Genomic DNA, 13,959 nt, shown 5'->3' with positions numbered 1-13,959 from the left:
CTCAGGGGGTCAGCGGGGCAGGGCGGAGGCACGCCAGGCACGGCGGCTGGGACGCGGCAGCGTATCCGGCCGCGGCCGGGCCGATTCCGCCCACGGGGAGGAGCCCGGCCGCCGCGCGATGGCGGCGGCAGCGGCGGCGTCAGCGGCGAGAGCGGCCGCCGACCGCACCGCGAACAGCACGGCTGTCACGGCGGCGAGCTCGGCGTCCGTCGCCCGGCCACGGGTCACGGTGATCACGGGCAATGCCTCTACCCCGGCGGGCCCGGCAAACCCGTTCACCGCGTTCACAACGGGATGTTTCCGTGCTTCTTCGGCGGCAGCGTCTCCCGCTTGCTGGCCAGTGACCGCAGCGCCTGCGTCACCGCCAGCCGGGTCTCTGCCGGGCGGATGACCCCATCCAGGTAACCGCGTTCCGCGGCGATGTACGGGTTAGCGAACCTGTCCTCGTACTCGGTGATCTTGCTGGCTCGCAGCCCTTCAGGGTCATCCGCGGCCGCGATGTCACGGCGGTACAGGATGTTGACCGCGCCCTGGGCGCCCATGACCGCGATCTGCGCGGTGGGCCAGCCCAGGTTGATGTCGCCGCCGAGGTGCTTGGACCCCATGACGTCGTACGCGCCGCCGTAGGCCTTGCGGGTGATGACGGTGATCTTGGGAACGGTGGCCTCGGCGTAGGCGAACAGCAGCTTGGCGCCGCGGCGGATGATGCCCGCCCACTCCTGGGCAGTGCCGGGCAGGAACCCGGGCACGTCCACGAAGGTCAGCACCGGGATGTTGAACGCGTCGCAGGTCCGCACGAACCGGGCGGCCTTCTCCGACGCGTCGATGTCCAGGCAGCCGGCCAGGACCATCGGCTGGTTTGCCACCACCCCCACCGGCGACCCGGCGACCCGGCCGAACCCCACCACGATGTTGGCGGCGAAGTCCTGGTGGACCTCGCAGAAGGTGTCCGGGTCAAGCACCGTCTCGATGACCCGGTGCATGTCATACGGCTGGTTCGGCGAGTCCGGTATCAGCGTGTCGAGTTCCTCGTCGCCCGGGCCGATCCCCAGATCCGGATCAACAAGGGAAACGGGCGGCTCATCGAGGTTGTTCGAGGGCAGGTAGGACAGCAGCAGCCGGGCGTACTCGATGCAGTCCTGCTCGTCGCTCGCGTGGTAGTGCGCCACGCCGGACCTGGTGGCGTGCGTGCGGGCGCCGCCGAGGTCCTCGAAGCTGACGTCCTCCCCGGTGACCGTCTTGATCACGTCGGGTCCGGTGATGAACATGTGGCTGGTGCCCTCGACCATCAGCGTGAAGTCGGTGATGGCGGGGGAGTAGACCGCGCCGCCTGCCGCCGGCCCCATGATCAGCGAGATCTGCGGGATGACGCCGGAGGCGCGGGTATTGCGGAAGAAGATCTCCGCGAACAGCCCGAGCGCCGTCACGCCCTCCTGGATCCTGGCGCCGCCGCCGTCGCTGATCCCGACAACCGGGCAGCCGACCTTCATGGCGTGGTCCATGATCTTGACGATCTTCTCGCCGTAGACCTCGCCGAGCGAACCGCCGAACACGGTGAAGTCCTGGGAGTAGACCGCGACAGGCCGGCCGTCGACCAGGCCGGTCCCGGTCACCACGCCGTCACCGTACGGGCGGTTCTTCTCGATGCCGAACCCGTGTGCCCGGTGCCTGGCCAGCTGGTCGAACTCGACGAACGAGCCCTCGTCGAGCAGCAGCGCGATCCGCTCGCGCGCGGTCAGCTTCCCCCGCGCGTGCTGCTTCTCCACCGCGGCGGCCGATCCGGCGTGCACCGCCTCGTACCGCCGCCGCTCGAGCTCGGCGAGCTTGCCCGCGGTGGTGTGCGGGTCCAGCGCGCCGTCGCCCGTACTCGTGTCAACTGTCCCGGCACCGGGGGTGGTCATCGCGCGCTCGCTCCGTTCTCGTCAGCAGCGGAACGGCCACGCCCGAGCAGCCACCACGCCCCGGGCAGCAGCCCGGCGGCGAGCAGGGCCTTGGCGATGTCGCCAGGGATAAACGGCGTCACGCCCGCGGCGATGCCCGCGCTGGCGCTCATGCCGGTGTCCAGGCAGAGCCACGTCGTGCCGATCGCGTAAATGACGACTGAGGCGAGCGCGTAAAGCAGCAGGGTGCGCACCGGTGAGCGGTCCGCGCCGCGCCGCGCGCCTGCGCCGACGATCGCAGCCGCGACGATGAACCCGATCAGGTAGCCGCCGCTGGCACCGAAGACCACGTGGCTGCCCGCGCTCGCTCCGGCGAACACCGGCAGTCCCACCAGGCCGAGCAGCAGGTACAGGGCCTGTGAGGCCACGCCACGCGCCGGGCCGAGCGCGGCCGCGGTCAGCAGGACGGCGAAGGTCTGCCCGGTGATGGGCACCGGAGACCCAGGAACGGGAATCGACACCTGCGCCGCGAGCGCGGTCAGTGCCGTGCCGAGCAGGATGGTGACGCCGGTCCTGGTCCACGCCGCCGGCAGCGCCTCCGCCAGCACCGGACGACGGACCGGCAGGGCGATCGATGCGGTCAAGATGTCCACCACCTATATTGAAACTGGGTCTCGTCGAGATGATACTTAGTCTCGCATTTGGCCGCAAGAGGCGGCACAATTGGCGGCAGCAGCTTAGACCAGGGATGTGATCGACCATGAGCAAGCCGACCGCGCGCGACCGTCTCGCGCAGGCCGCGTTCGATCTGTTCCGCGAGCGCGGTTACGACGACACAACCGTCGACGACATCGCCGAACGGGCAGGTCTCGGCCGTGCGACGTTCTTCAGGAACTACCGGTCCAAGGAAGACGTCATCTTCCCCGACCACGACCTGCTCATCGAGCAGGTCCGCGACCGGCTGCGCTCCACTAGCCACAGCAACGGCCTCGCCGCGGTCACCGACGCGGTCCGCCTGGTGCTGCTGCACTACCTCGACGAGGGCGACCTGGCCAAGCGCCGGTACGCGCTGACCAGCGCGGTGCCCGCACTGCGAGACAGGGAGATCGTCAGCGTCGCCCGCTACCAGCGGCTGTTCCGCGAGTTCATCGCCGAACGGATGGACGATCGCACCGCGCCCGCCGCGCTGCAGGCCGAGTTGATGGCCGCCGCCGTGGCCGCCGCGCACAACCACGTGCTGCGCCGCTGGCTGCGCGGCGAGAGCACCGACCCGGTCCGCGAGGTGGACGAGGCGATGCGCCAGGTCATCCGCCGTTTCGCGCCGCCGTCCGCGGAACTGGGCGCCGACGGCACGACCGTGATCGCGTTCCGCAGCGGCCAGCCGATCGAGGCCGTGCTGCCCGCGATCAAGCAGGTACTCAATCCCGAGGCGGAGTAGGAGCCGGGTTTGCGGCGGGGGAAGAAAAGCGCGGTGCCCCGGGAATACTTGACCATGGCAACTAGTTGCAGGAGGCAGTCGATATAGTTGTTAGGCCGCAACTAACGGCAAAGCGGAGTTTTCCGCCCGCCCCAGGCCCACCCCTAAGGAAGGCTCCTCATCGTGACCGCCACCGCGAGCCGGACGGCTCCCGCCCCGCCGAACGGGGAGCTGAGTCACCGGCAGATTCTTACCATCTTGTCCGGGCTGATGCTCGGCATGTTCCTCGCGTCGCTCGACCAGACGATCGTCTCGACCGCGATCAAGACCATCGGCAACGACCTGCACGGCCTGTCGGCGCAGGCCTGGGTGACGACCGCGTTCCTGATCACCTCCACGATCGCGGCGCCGCTGTTCGGCAAGCTGTCGGACATCTTCGGCCGCAAGCGGCTGTTCATGCTGGCGATCGTGATCTTCGTGGCCGGCTCGGCGCTGTGCGGCCTCGCCCAGTCGATGTACGAGCTCGCCGCGTTCCGCGCGTTCCAGGGCATTGGCGCGGGCGGCATCATGCCGCTGGCCCTGGCGATCATGGGCGACATCATCCCGCCCCGTCAGCGCGCCCGCTACCAGGGCTACATGATGGCCGTCTTCGCCAGTTCGTCGGTTCTGGGCCCGGTGCTCGGCGGCCTGCTGTCCGGCGCGAACAGCTTCCTCGGGGTCTCCGGCTGGCGCTGGATCTTCTACATCAACGTGCCTGTGGCGGCCGTGGCGCTGATCGTCGTCGCCCGTGTGCTGCGGATCGACTTCGTGCGCCGCGAGCGGCGGGTCGACTGGGGCGGCGCGGTCGCGCTCGCGGTCGGTCTCGTGCCACTGCTCGTCGTGGCCGAGCAGGGCCGCGGCTGGGGCTGGGCCTCGGCGGCCGCCTTCCTCTGCTACTTTGTCGGCGCGGCGGGCCTCGCGGCGTTCGTCTGGATTCAGCACCGGATGGGCGACGACGCGCTGATCCCGCTGCGGCTGTTCCGCAGCGGCACCTTCACGGTCGCCTCCGCCCAGGTCACCCTCATCGGCATGGCCATGTTCGGCGGCCTGTCGGTGATCCCGCTCTACCTGCAGATCGTCAAGGGCGCCTCGCCCGCGGCGTCGGGCCTGCTGCTGCTCCCCATGGTCGGCGCGCTGATGCTGTCTTCGATGACCTGCGGCCGGATCACCGCGCGCACCGGCCACTACAAGATCTTCCCGGTCATCGGCTCGGTGCTCATGGTCATCGGCATGGCCGTGATGACGCAGATCGGCGCGGACACGCCGCTGTGGCAGACCGACGTCTACACGGCGCTGTTCGGCCTCGGCCTCGGCATGAACATGCAGAGCCTGGTGCTCGCCATGCAAAACTCGGTTCCGGCCAAGGACATGGGCGTCGCGTCCGCCTCCTCGAGCTTCTTCCGGTCGATCGGCGGCACGCTCGGCACGTCGGTGTTCCTGTCCGTCCTGTTCTCACTGGCCGGAACCAAGATTGCCGGTGCCTACGCGTCGGCGCAGCAGGACCCGGCCTTCCAGGCGGCCGCCAAGGCGCACCCGGATCAGGTCGCCTCGCTGCACAGCCACCTGGCAGGCGGCCTGAACGACACCTCGTTCCTCGGCGGTCTCGGCAGGGCGATCAGCCACCCCTTCTACGCGGGCTTCTCAAGCGCGGGCGACGTCGTTTTCGCGGTCACCGCGGTCCTGCTCGTGGGTGCGGTCGTACTGTCCTTGTTCCTGAAGGAAGTCCCGCTGCGGCTGATCTCGGGCAATCAGGCCCGCGCGCAGGCCGAAGCGGCCACGGCAGAAGCCGCGACGACGGTCACCGTCGAGGTCGGCTAGCCGAAGGCTCGGCGAGAGGGGCTCACCGCTCAGCGGTGAGCCCCTTTCGCATGCGCTGAGCTACTTCTTCTTGCCGGGATTGTCGCCGTAGCGGCGGCGGAACTGCTCGACCCGGCCGGCGGTGTCCACGACGCGGGACTTGCCGGTGTAGAACGGGTGGCTCGCGGACGAGATTTCCACATCGACCAGGGGGTAGGTGTTGCCGTCCGCCCACTCGATCGTGTGGCCGCTCGTCAGCGTGGACTTCGTGAGGAACATGAAGTCCGCCGCGCGGTCCCTGAAGACGACCGGGTGATAGTCGGGATGAATGCCTGGTTTCATGGCCAGCCTCCCCTTCTCACGAAGTACTGGGTCAACGCGCCAGGCGCCACCTATGTTCCGCACAACGGGTCCGTGCTTCGCCTCCCCCCTGCACCGCTAGTCCTTGAAGGCGTCCTTCATGTTCCGGCCGGCGTCCTTGGCCTGCTCGCCGACTTGGCGCGTGGCACCGCCCATCCGTTCGGCCTGACCCTTGGTCTCCAGGTACGGGTCGCCTGTCGCCCGGCCGGCGTGCTGCTTGGCCCGGCCCTTGCTCATCTGGAACCTGTTACGGAGCTTGTCCATGAAACCCATGTCGGGCCTCCTTATAGTGCGAGAGCCCGTCTGCTCCCCGGGACCGGGTTCCTTAACCCTTTCCGCAGTCTTTTGGGGCGCGCGGAGGTGTCATGACGTTGGTTGCTTGACAACTTAAATTAATGTTGTGGGCTCCGGCAACGTGATGAGACGACGCGAGAGGCATGTGCATGACAACTCAGGCAGAGACCCCCGCCACGGCGCAGCCGTCGGAGCAGTTGTCATCACGGGAGAAGCACCTGGCTGCGCTCTTCACAGCGATCCTGACGCGGGGACCGATCTCCAGGCGGGATGCCTCGCGCATGATCGGAATGTCGCAGGCCGCGGTGACGAAGCTAGTGAAGCCGATGATTGCCAACGGCTACGTGGTCGAGCAGGAGGGGTACTCGGAGGGGCCGGGCCGCCGACTTATCCCGCTGGCAGTGCAGCCGCGTCGGCACAACGCAATCGGCATTAAGGTAACCGAGCGCGAGCTCATCGGGGTCATCGTTGACCTGCACGCGGAGGTTCACCACTCGCTGCGCGTCCCGCTGGCCGGGACGGGCCCGGAACTGGTGGTGGCGCAGGCAGCGCGTCTCGTGCACGACCTCCAGCTCGGCGCACAGGGCATCGGCGGTTCCTGCGTCGGCGTGGGAGTTGGCCTCGGCGGACATGTAGACGGGCGCGCGGGCGTGGTCCGCTACTCGCCTCTGCTGGGCTGGCACGACGTGCCCGCCCAGCAGATGCTGGCGGAGGCCCTGGACTTGCCCGTGCTTATCGAAAACGACGTCAACACCCTCGCCGTCTCAGAGCTGTGGTTCGGGGCCGGCCGGGATACCTCGTCGTTCGCTGTGGTCACGGTGGGATCTGGTGTGGGTGGCGCCATCGTTATCGACGGCGAGCTATGGCACGGGGCCAGCGGTGCGGCCGGAGAGCTTGGACACAACATCGTCGACCCTGCAGGGCCGCTGTGCCATTGCGGAAGGCGAGGCTGTGTGGAGACGTTCGCCGCTGATGACGCGATCTTGAGTGCCATCGCCGAGGGAAACGACGCGGTACCGCAGAGCCTGGCCGAGGCCGCCGCCCTGGCGCACGGAGGCGATCACCGTGCCCGTGAGGCCTTCAGCCAGGCGGGGCGCGCTCTCGGGCTGGGGCTGGCGACCCTGGTCAACCTGCTCAACCCGCCGATGGTCATCCTGTCCGGCGAGGGCATCAATGCCTCCGACCTGCTCATGGGCGCACTGACCGAGCAGCTCGCCGCAAGCGCGTTCTCCAGCGCTGCGCAGGACTGCCAGCTGGTGGTGCGACCGCTTCCGGATGAGGCGTGGGCGCGCGGAGCAGCGGCGACAATGCTCAAGCACGGCGTGCTGGCATCGCTGATGACGCTGGTCGACGAGGTACCCGACTAGCAGCCGGCCGGTGGCCCTCAGGCGGGGAGCGGTCATGACGCGCAATCCCCGGAATAGATTGCTTGACGAACGAAATCAACTCCGTTAGTGTCCCCGTTACCAAGCCACGCAGGACGTGGACGAGACCACGACAGACAACTCCGCTCGCGCTCGCGGGCCTGCGTAATCCCAGATCAACCCCCTCGATCACCTTCTTGGAGTACCGACATGAGTCGTCGCCGCAATGGAGCGCTGACCCTTGGCCTCGCAGGCCTGACTGTCTGCGTCGGCCTGCTTAGCGCGTGCTCAAGCTCATCCTCTAGCCCATCCTCTGGCTCGACCTCCAGCGCTTCGGCCTCTTCCAGTGCGGCCGGCAACGTCACCCTGACCTTCTGGGGCACTTACGGGAACGGCGGCAACAAGACGCAGACCGACGCCCTGAACAAGACGATCATCCCGGCGTTCGAGAAGGCCAACCCCGGCATCACGGTCAACTACGTGGACATTCCCTATGACTCGATGCTGCAGAAGCTCACCACGAGCGCGGCGGGCGGGCAGCTTCCCGACCTGGTGCGCGCGGACCTTGGCTGGGTGCCGAAGCTGGGCGCCCTCGGCGTCTTCGCCCCGCTGGACGAGAAGATGAGCGACTTCTCCACCCTGTCCGCGAACACCTATCCGGGAGCCCTGGCGACGAACCTATTCAACGGCCACTACTACGGGCTGCCGCTGGACACCAACACCCGGGTGCTGATCTCCAACCCTTCTGCGCTGAAGGCTGCTGGGATCACCACCCCGCCCGCCACCTTCGCCCAGGTGAAGGCCGACGCGCCGAAGCTGAAGGCCGCGAAGGTCTCGATCTTCGCCGACAGCGGCCTGCAGGGCTGGAACGTCTACCCGTGGATCTGGTCCGCGGGCGGCTCGGTGACCAACCAGCAGCAGACCAAGGCGACTGGGTACCTGAACAGCCCCGCGAGCGTCGCTGGCGTGCAACTGCTGGTCAGCCTGTACCGTGCCGGTGCGATCCCTAACCTGATCACCGGCGACAAGGGCGCGACGCAGACCTCGGACGGGCTGCCGAAGGGTCAGTACGCCACCATCCTGGACGGCCCGTGGATGACCGGGGTGTGGTCGGGGCAGTACCCCAACTTCAAGCCCACCTACTCGCCGGTGCCAGCCGGACGGGGCGGTTCGGTCTCCGTGGTCGGCGGCGAAGATATCGTGATGACCTCTTCCAGCCAGCACCAGGACGCGGCGGAGAAGTTCATCCGCTTCACGCAGACCGCTGAGTACCAGCTCACCATGGCCAAGACGGGCCAGATGTCAGTGGTCAAGTCACTCGGCGCGCAGGAGGCCGCCCAGAACCCGGATCTCGCCCCGTTCATCAAGCAACTGGCCACCGCCCGGCCCCGCCCGTCCGTGCCGCAGGCGCCGCAGATCGACACTGTTCTGCAGAATGACCTGACTCCTGCCTTCACCGGCACCGAGTCGGTCCACGCCGCGCTGGACAAGGCGGCGGCCGACATCGACCCGCTGCTGACCGCCACACACTAACGAAGACCGCGGTCAGTGACACCCGAAGAAACCTAAGGCAGCGTCAGGTCCATGACCACAGGAGTTACCCCCGCCGTGCCGTCTGGCACGGCGGGGTCCCGCCAGAATCGCACGCTCAGCAACGGACTACGTGGGCACCGCCCGGCGGCCCCCCAGCCCGCCGGGCGCGCCGCCCGCCGGGCGCGCGCCCGGCAACGGCGCACCGCCCTGGTGTTCCTGGCTCCCGGCCTCGCGCTGTTCATCGCGCTGATCATCTACCCGATGATCCGGGCGTTCCAGATGAGCTTCTACGACTGGAACGTGGTCGCCTCCGCCGCGAGCACCTTCACCGGATTCAGTAACTACGTCAGGGCGTTCCACGACCCGGTGTTCTGGCGGGCGGCGGTCAACAGTGCGGTGTACATGGCCTTCACCGTTCCGCCGCAGATCGTGCTCGGGCTGGGGGTGGCGATGCTGCTAAACAACAAGGCACCCGGCCGTGCGCTGTTCCGTGCACTGTTCTACCTGCCGGTGGTCACTAGCTGGGTCGTGGTCTCGCTGCTGTTCCAGTACCTGTTCGCCGACAGCGGCCTGGTCAACTGGATGCTGCACGACGTCACGCACCTGACAAGCACACCCACCTCGTGGCTGGGGGGCCGGTGGACCGGGATGGTGGCCGTCTCCGCGCTCGGCGTATGGAAGGGCATCGGCTGGTCCATGATGATCTACCTCGCGGCGCTGCAAGGCGTGCCGAAGGAACTGCAGGAGAGCGCGCAGGTGGATGGCGCCAACGCCTGGCAGCGCTTCCGGGCTGTCACGCTGCCGGCGATCCGCCCGGCCACCGTATTCGTCACCGTGATGCTGGTCATCGGCGGCTTCAACGTCTTCACCTCGGTCCTGCTGGTCACCGGGGGCGGGCCGGCCGACTCGACGCAGGTGCTGCTGACGTATATGTATGAACAGGCCTTCAAGAACCTTGACTTCGGCTACGGCTCGGCGATCGCCGTAGTGCTGACCCTCTTCGTGTTCGTCTTGTCCCTCGTGCAGCTGCGCGCGTTCCGCTCTGACCCGCGGGAGGCCTGATGCTGGCCTCCGTCACGATGCGCAGCCGCGGCACCGTCACCCGCAGGCGCACCCTCGCCGTCTCCGGCCGCTATGCGGTGCTGATCATCGGCGCGGGCATCATGATCCTGCCGTTCGTGTACATGCTCTCGACCTCGTTCAAGAGCCAGGCCTTCGTGCTGAGCCTGCCGCCGCAGTTCATACCGCACCCGGCGACCGTGTCGAATTACACCGAAGCCTGGACCTCGTACGACTTCGCCAGGTACTTCATCAACTCCCTGATCGTCGCGGTGCTCACGACAGCACTCTCGCTGCTGCTCAGCTCGATGATGGCCTACGGGTTCGCCCGCTTCGACTTCGGTGGCAAGGAGGCGCTGTACCGCCTCTTGCTGCTCGGCCTGATGATCCCCGCGATGATGCTGATCGTCCCGCAGTTCGTGCTCGCCAAGTACCTGGGCCTGCTGGACTCGCTGGCCGGGCTTGTGGTGTTCTACGTCGCCGGGTCGCTGCCGCTGAACACCTTCCTGCTGCGCGGCTTCTTCGCCGCGATCCCGGCCGAGCTCGAGCAGGCGATGGCCATCGACGGGGCCGGGCCGTGGCGGCGCTACTGGCAGCTGATCCTGCCGCTGGCCAAGCCCGCGCTCGCCACCGCCACCATATTTACCTTCCTGGCCAGCTGGGACGAGTTCGCCTGGGCGCTGACCATCATCAACACCCCGTCCAAGCAGACCCTCCCGCTGGCTATCGCGCTGTTCCAGGGCCAGAACTCGACGCTATGGGGATTGGTGTTCGCCGCCTCGATGATGGCGGTCATCCCGGTGATCGTGGTGTTCCTCGCCTTTCAGCGGTACTTCGTCCAGGGTCTGACATCGGGAGCTGTCAAGGGATGACCGACCTGCTGCCAACCAAGGCCGTTTACCAGCCAGATGAGGCCGTGGTGCTGGAAGTCCGCGACCTGGCCGGGCCAGCCGAGCTGACGCTGCGCCACCTCGGGGAGCCCAGCGGCCAGGTGTCCGTCCGCGCGGACGGGATGGCCAGCCTGGGCCGCCTGCCGTCCGGGGGCTACGGCGTGGAGCTAAGCGCCAGCGGTCGCGTGCTCGCGCGTAGCGCACTCCAGGTCGCCGACAACCCTCGCGCCGTCTTGCGCTACGGCTTCGTCGTCGACTACCGTCCCGGCCGCGACCTGGCGGGCTTCACCGACAATCTGCGCCGGCTCCACCTGACCGGCGTGCAGTTCTACGACTGGGCCTACCGTCACGCCGATCTGCTAGGCGGCGGGGATGAGTACCGCGATGCGCTCGGCCAGCCGGTCTCGCTAGCCGAAGTACGTGCCCTGATCGACGCCTGCCACCAGGTGGGCAGCGAAGCCCTCGGCTACGCCGCCGTTTACGCCGCCGGCCCTCATGAATGGCCAGCATGGGAGCATGACGCGCTGCTAACTCCGACCGGGAAGCCGTATGGGCTTGGCGACTTTCTCTTTCTGGTCGATCCCGCGGCCGGCGACTGGCTGGCGCACTTCACCGCCGACCTGTCGGCGGCGACCGCGCTCGGATTCGACGGCTTTCACCTTGACCAGTACGGCTACCCCAAGCGCGCGCACCGGCCCGATGGCACGCAGGTGGACGTCGCTGCCAGCTTCACCACGATGCTGGACCGGGTGCGCGGGGCAGTCCCCCCCGCGCGCCTGGTGTTCAACAACGTCAACGACTTCCCGACCTGGGCCACGGCCAGCGCTCCTCAGGACGCGGTCTACATCGAGGTTTGGGCACCGCATACTGGCCTCGAACACCTCGCGCAAGTCGCCACCCGAGCGCGGGCGATGGCAGGCGGGAAGCCCGTGGTCATTGCCGCCTACCAGCACGTCTACGACAGTGCCCCGGCCGCGGCCAGCGACGTGGCCACCGCGCTGACGATGGCCACGCTCTTCTCCCACGGGGCGACCCATCTGCTGTGCGGGGAGGCCGACCGCATCCTGGTCGACCCCTACTACGTGCGCAACCACGTTGCTGAACCGTCCACCAGGGATCTGCTGCACCGCTGGTATGACTTCCTCGTCGAGCACGACGAGCTGCTCACCGCCCCAGGGGTCACTGACGTCACCGGCTCTTACGGAGGCGCCTATAACGACGACCTCGACGTCTTCTACGCCTCTCGTGCGGACGTCACTGTGACTCATTCCGCTGGCGCTGGCCGGGTTTGGCGGCGAATCACCCAGGTCGAAGACAGGCTCGTCATGCACCTGATCAATCTCGTCGGCCAGGACGACACCGCGTGGGACTCCCCGCGCCAGCCGCCGCCCGACCTGGGGGCGGGAACCCTGCGCATCCGCCGCGCCGGGCCCGGCCTGCCGCGCGTGCGCGTCGCCGATCCTGACCGTCAGCGGCATCTGATCGACGTCGACGTCAAGGTGGACGGCGACTACGCCAGCGCGACCCTGCCCGCCCCTCACCTGTGGCAGCTCGTCGTCATCGACCCCGTGTCCAGCCCCTCCTGACCTCTGGAAGCAGCAAACTGTGCGTCTCGCCGAGACATCCCCTGAAGCGGAATCCCTGACCGCGGCACCCGCGGCCCCTCATGACTGGTGGCGCAGCGGCGTGATTTACCAGCTCTACGTGCGCTCCTTCGCCGACGCCGACGGTGACGGGGTCGGTGACCTCGACGGGATCGCCGAGCGTCTGGACCACATCGCCTCGCTCGGCGTGGACGGGATCTGGCTCAACCCCTGTTATCCATCGCCCAACCGCGACGGCGGTTACGACGTGGCCGACTACACCGTGATCGACCCTCGCTATGGCGGGATGCCCGCGTTCGAGCGGCTCCGCCAGGCCGCGCACGCGAGGGGCTTGAAGCTCCTGATGGACCTCGTGCCTAACCACTGTTCCGCCGACCACCCGTGGTTCAAAGAGGCCCTGGCCGCTGCACCAGATTCCCCGGCCCGCGCCCGCTTCATCTTTCGCGACGGGCGCGGCCCTGACGGATCGCAGCCGCCGAACAACTGGCGCTCGGTGTTCGGCGGCCCGGCGTGGACCCGCGTCGCCGGGGCCGGCGGCCGCCCCGGTCAGTGGTACCTGCACAGCTTCGACCCGAGCCAGCCCGACTTCGACTGGCGCAACCCCGAGGTTGCCGGCATGTTCGACCAGGTGCTGCGGACCTGGTTCGACCGCGGCATCGACGGGTTCCGCATCGACGTTGCCTACGCGATGGTGAAGCACCAGGACCTGCCCGACCTCGACGACCCCGATGGCGAGAACCCGTACACCTGGAACCAGCCCGGCGTGCACGAGATCTTCCGGCGCTGGCGAGACATCGCGGACAGCTACGACCGTGACCTCGCCCTCGTCGGCGAGGTCTGGCTGCCTCCTGCCGAGGCGGCCACGTACATCAGCGCCGGCGAACTGCACCAGGTGTTCAACTTCAACCTCCTCCAGCAGCCGTTCGAGCCCGAGGCGTTCCGCTCGGCCATCGCCGACGCGATTGAAGCCCAGGACCACGCGGACGCGGCCGGCGTGACCGCATGGACGCTGGGTAGCCATGACGTCCACCGCGCCGTCACCCGTTATGGACTGACCGATCCGGAAGTCCTGCGCACAACGGACATCAACGCGATCCGGACGCGTGCTCGCGGGACCGTCGACCTCGAGCTCGGCATCGCGCGGGCGCGGGCCGCTGTGCTGCTGCTCCTTGCCCTGCCTGGCTCCGCATACCTCTACCAGGGTGAGGAACTAGCCTTGCCGGAAGTCCAGGACCTGCCCGACGACGCGCGCCAGGACCCGATCTGGAACCGCTCGGGATACACCGAGCACGGCCGGGACGGGTCCCGAGTCCCGCTCCCTTGGCGCGTGGGGGAGCGCGGGTTCGGCTTCTCCGATACCCGCACGGCTGCCGGCGACGCCCGGACCGTCGCTCGCCCGTGGCTGCCCCAGCCCGCCTGGTTCGCCGACTTCGCTATCGACGTCCAGGAAGGCGATCCGCACTCCACCCTCGCCTTCTACCGCCGCGCGCTACGCGAGCGCCGTAATCTCGACCCCGCGGCGCCGCTTGACTGGATCTCGACCGGACGGTCCGACGCCGTAGCGTTCCGTCGGGGTAACTACACGTGCGTGACCGTCTTCGACGGGCCGCCCCTGGACGCTCCGGGCGACTGGGGAGAGCCGGTCATCAGCAGCGGCGGCACAGCCCGTGGCGCGACCACGACGTGGTACCGGATGAGGTAACTCCAGAGGCCCCAGGCTGC

Annotated in this window: 13 protein-coding genes; 8 read left to right on the top strand and 5 right to left on the bottom strand. The window is 68.2% G+C overall.

Annotated elements, in window-relative coordinates; translation table 11 throughout:
• Positions 1-9: 9 nt before the first annotated feature.
• The 3 genes from EAS64_RS13860 to EAS64_RS13850 are packed head-to-tail and all read right to left on the bottom strand — an operon-like array spanning position 10 to position 2,533.
• Positions 10-288 carry an acyl-CoA carboxylase epsilon subunit gene (locus tag EAS64_RS13860; protein WP_145853296.1) on the bottom strand — a complete coding sequence of 93 codons (279 nt, stop codon included), beginning with the start codon at positions 286-288 and terminating at the stop codon, positions 10-12.
• A complete protein-coding gene (locus EAS64_RS13855; protein WP_145853295.1) occupies positions 285-1,901 on the bottom strand; it encodes an acyl-CoA carboxylase subunit beta in 1,617 nt (538 codons plus the stop codon). The genes EAS64_RS13860 and EAS64_RS13855 overlap by 4 nt, the downstream gene beginning before the upstream one ends.
• Entirely contained in the window at positions 1,898-2,533 is a 636-nt protein-coding gene (locus tag EAS64_RS13850) for a biotin transporter BioY (RefSeq protein WP_222849286.1), read from the bottom strand. The genes EAS64_RS13855 and EAS64_RS13850 overlap by 4 nt, the downstream gene beginning before the upstream one ends.
• Before the next feature lie 107 nt (positions 2,534-2,640).
• On the opposite strand from EAS64_RS13850, the gene EAS64_RS13845 reads away from it, so the two are divergent.
• Both EAS64_RS13845 and EAS64_RS13840 read left to right on the top strand, forming a co-directional pair.
• A complete protein-coding gene (locus tag EAS64_RS13845) occupies positions 2,641-3,318 on the top strand; it encodes a TetR/AcrR family transcriptional regulator (RefSeq protein WP_145853294.1) in 678 nt (225 codons plus the stop codon).
• 162 nt (positions 3,319-3,480) lie between these two features.
• On the top strand, positions 3,481-5,154 hold the full coding sequence (locus EAS64_RS13840; RefSeq protein WP_246115660.1) for an MDR family MFS transporter: 1,674 nt from the start codon (positions 3,481-3,483) through the stop codon (positions 5,152-5,154).
• A 60-nt stretch (positions 5,155-5,214) separates the two neighbouring features.
• On the opposite strand, the gene EAS64_RS13835 is transcribed toward EAS64_RS13840, so the two are convergent.
• Complete coding sequence (locus EAS64_RS13835; RefSeq protein ID WP_145853293.1) at positions 5,215-5,475, bottom strand: type B 50S ribosomal protein L31; 261 nt, start codon at positions 5,473-5,475, stop codon at positions 5,215-5,217.
• Between the two features lie 96 nt (positions 5,476-5,571).
• A complete protein-coding gene (locus EAS64_RS13830; protein ID WP_145853292.1) occupies positions 5,572-5,766 on the bottom strand; it encodes a CsbD family protein in 195 nt (64 codons plus the stop codon).
• Positions 5,767-5,936: 170 nt separating this feature from the next.
• Here EAS64_RS13830 and EAS64_RS13825 point away from each other — a divergent pair, with 170 nt between their 5' ends.
• The 6 genes from EAS64_RS13825 (at position 5,937) to EAS64_RS13800 (ending at position 13,939) form a co-directional block, all read left to right on the top strand.
• The gene (locus EAS64_RS13825; protein WP_187365902.1) at positions 5,937-7,154 is read left to right on the top strand and encodes an ROK family transcriptional regulator; all 1,218 of its coding nucleotides are present in this window, start codon (positions 5,937-5,939) and stop codon (positions 7,152-7,154) included.
• 207 nt (positions 7,155-7,361) lie between these two features.
• Complete coding sequence (locus EAS64_RS13820) at positions 7,362-8,684, top strand: extracellular solute-binding protein (RefSeq protein ID WP_145853290.1); 1,323 nt, start codon at positions 7,362-7,364, stop codon at positions 8,682-8,684.
• 51 nt (positions 8,685-8,735) lie between these two features.
• The gene (locus tag EAS64_RS13815) at positions 8,736-9,746 is read left to right on the top strand and encodes a carbohydrate ABC transporter permease (RefSeq protein WP_145853289.1); all 1,011 of its coding nucleotides are present in this window, start codon (positions 8,736-8,738) and stop codon (positions 9,744-9,746) included.
• On the top strand, positions 9,746-10,615 hold the full coding sequence (locus EAS64_RS13810) for a carbohydrate ABC transporter permease (RefSeq protein ID WP_222849285.1): 870 nt from the start codon (positions 9,746-9,748) through the stop codon (positions 10,613-10,615). The genes EAS64_RS13815 and EAS64_RS13810 overlap by 1 nt, the downstream gene beginning before the upstream one ends.
• A complete protein-coding gene (locus tag EAS64_RS13805) occupies positions 10,612-12,219 on the top strand; it encodes a glycoside hydrolase family 66 protein (RefSeq protein WP_145853288.1) in 1,608 nt (535 codons plus the stop codon). Before EAS64_RS13810 ends, EAS64_RS13805 begins: the two co-directional genes overlap by 4 nt.
• Before the next feature lie 100 nt (positions 12,220-12,319).
• Complete coding sequence (locus tag EAS64_RS13800; RefSeq protein ID WP_246115659.1) at positions 12,320-13,939, top strand: alpha-amylase family glycosyl hydrolase; 1,620 nt, start codon at positions 12,320-12,322, stop codon at positions 13,937-13,939.
• Positions 13,940-13,959: the final 20 nt, after the last annotated feature.

The sequence above is a fragment of the Trebonia kvetii genome, from assembly GCF_007827045.1.
Classification (GTDB): domain Bacteria; phylum Actinomycetota; class Actinomycetes; order Streptosporangiales; family Streptosporangiaceae; genus Trebonia; species Trebonia kvetii.
The sequence above is the reverse complement of the archived record's forward strand: the minus strand, read 5'-3'. Positions and strand labels throughout refer to the sequence as shown.

What these genes read in the sequence shown, in the direction of transcription:
- EAS64_RS13855 (WP_145853295.1), bottom strand. Translation starts at nt 1,901, where the DNA reads ATGACCACCCCCGGTGCCGGGACAGTTGACACGAGTACGGGCGACGGC.
- EAS64_RS13845 (WP_145853294.1), top strand. Translation starts at nt 2,641, where the DNA reads ATGAGCAAGCCGACCGCGCGCGACCGTCTCGCGCAGGCCGCGTTCGAT.
- EAS64_RS13835 (WP_145853293.1), bottom strand. Translation starts at nt 5,475, where the DNA reads ATGAAACCAGGCATTCATCCCGACTATCACCCGGTCGTCTTCAGGGAC.
- EAS64_RS13830 (WP_145853292.1), bottom strand. Translation starts at nt 5,766, where the DNA reads ATGGGTTTCATGGACAAGCTCCGTAACAGGTTCCAGATGAGCAAGGGC.
- EAS64_RS13825 (WP_187365902.1), top strand. Translation starts at nt 5,937, where the DNA reads ATGACAACTCAGGCAGAGACCCCCGCCACGGCGCAGCCGTCGGAGCAG.
- EAS64_RS13820 (WP_145853290.1), top strand. Translation starts at nt 7,362, where the DNA reads ATGAGTCGTCGCCGCAATGGAGCGCTGACCCTTGGCCTCGCAGGCCTG.
- EAS64_RS13815 (WP_145853289.1), top strand. Translation starts at nt 8,736, where the DNA reads ATGACCACAGGAGTTACCCCCGCCGTGCCGTCTGGCACGGCGGGGTCC.
- EAS64_RS13810 (WP_222849285.1), top strand. Translation starts at nt 9,746, where the DNA reads ATGCTGGCCTCCGTCACGATGCGCAGCCGCGGCACCGTCACCCGCAGG.
- EAS64_RS13805 (WP_145853288.1), top strand. Translation starts at nt 10,612, where the DNA reads ATGACCGACCTGCTGCCAACCAAGGCCGTTTACCAGCCAGATGAGGCC.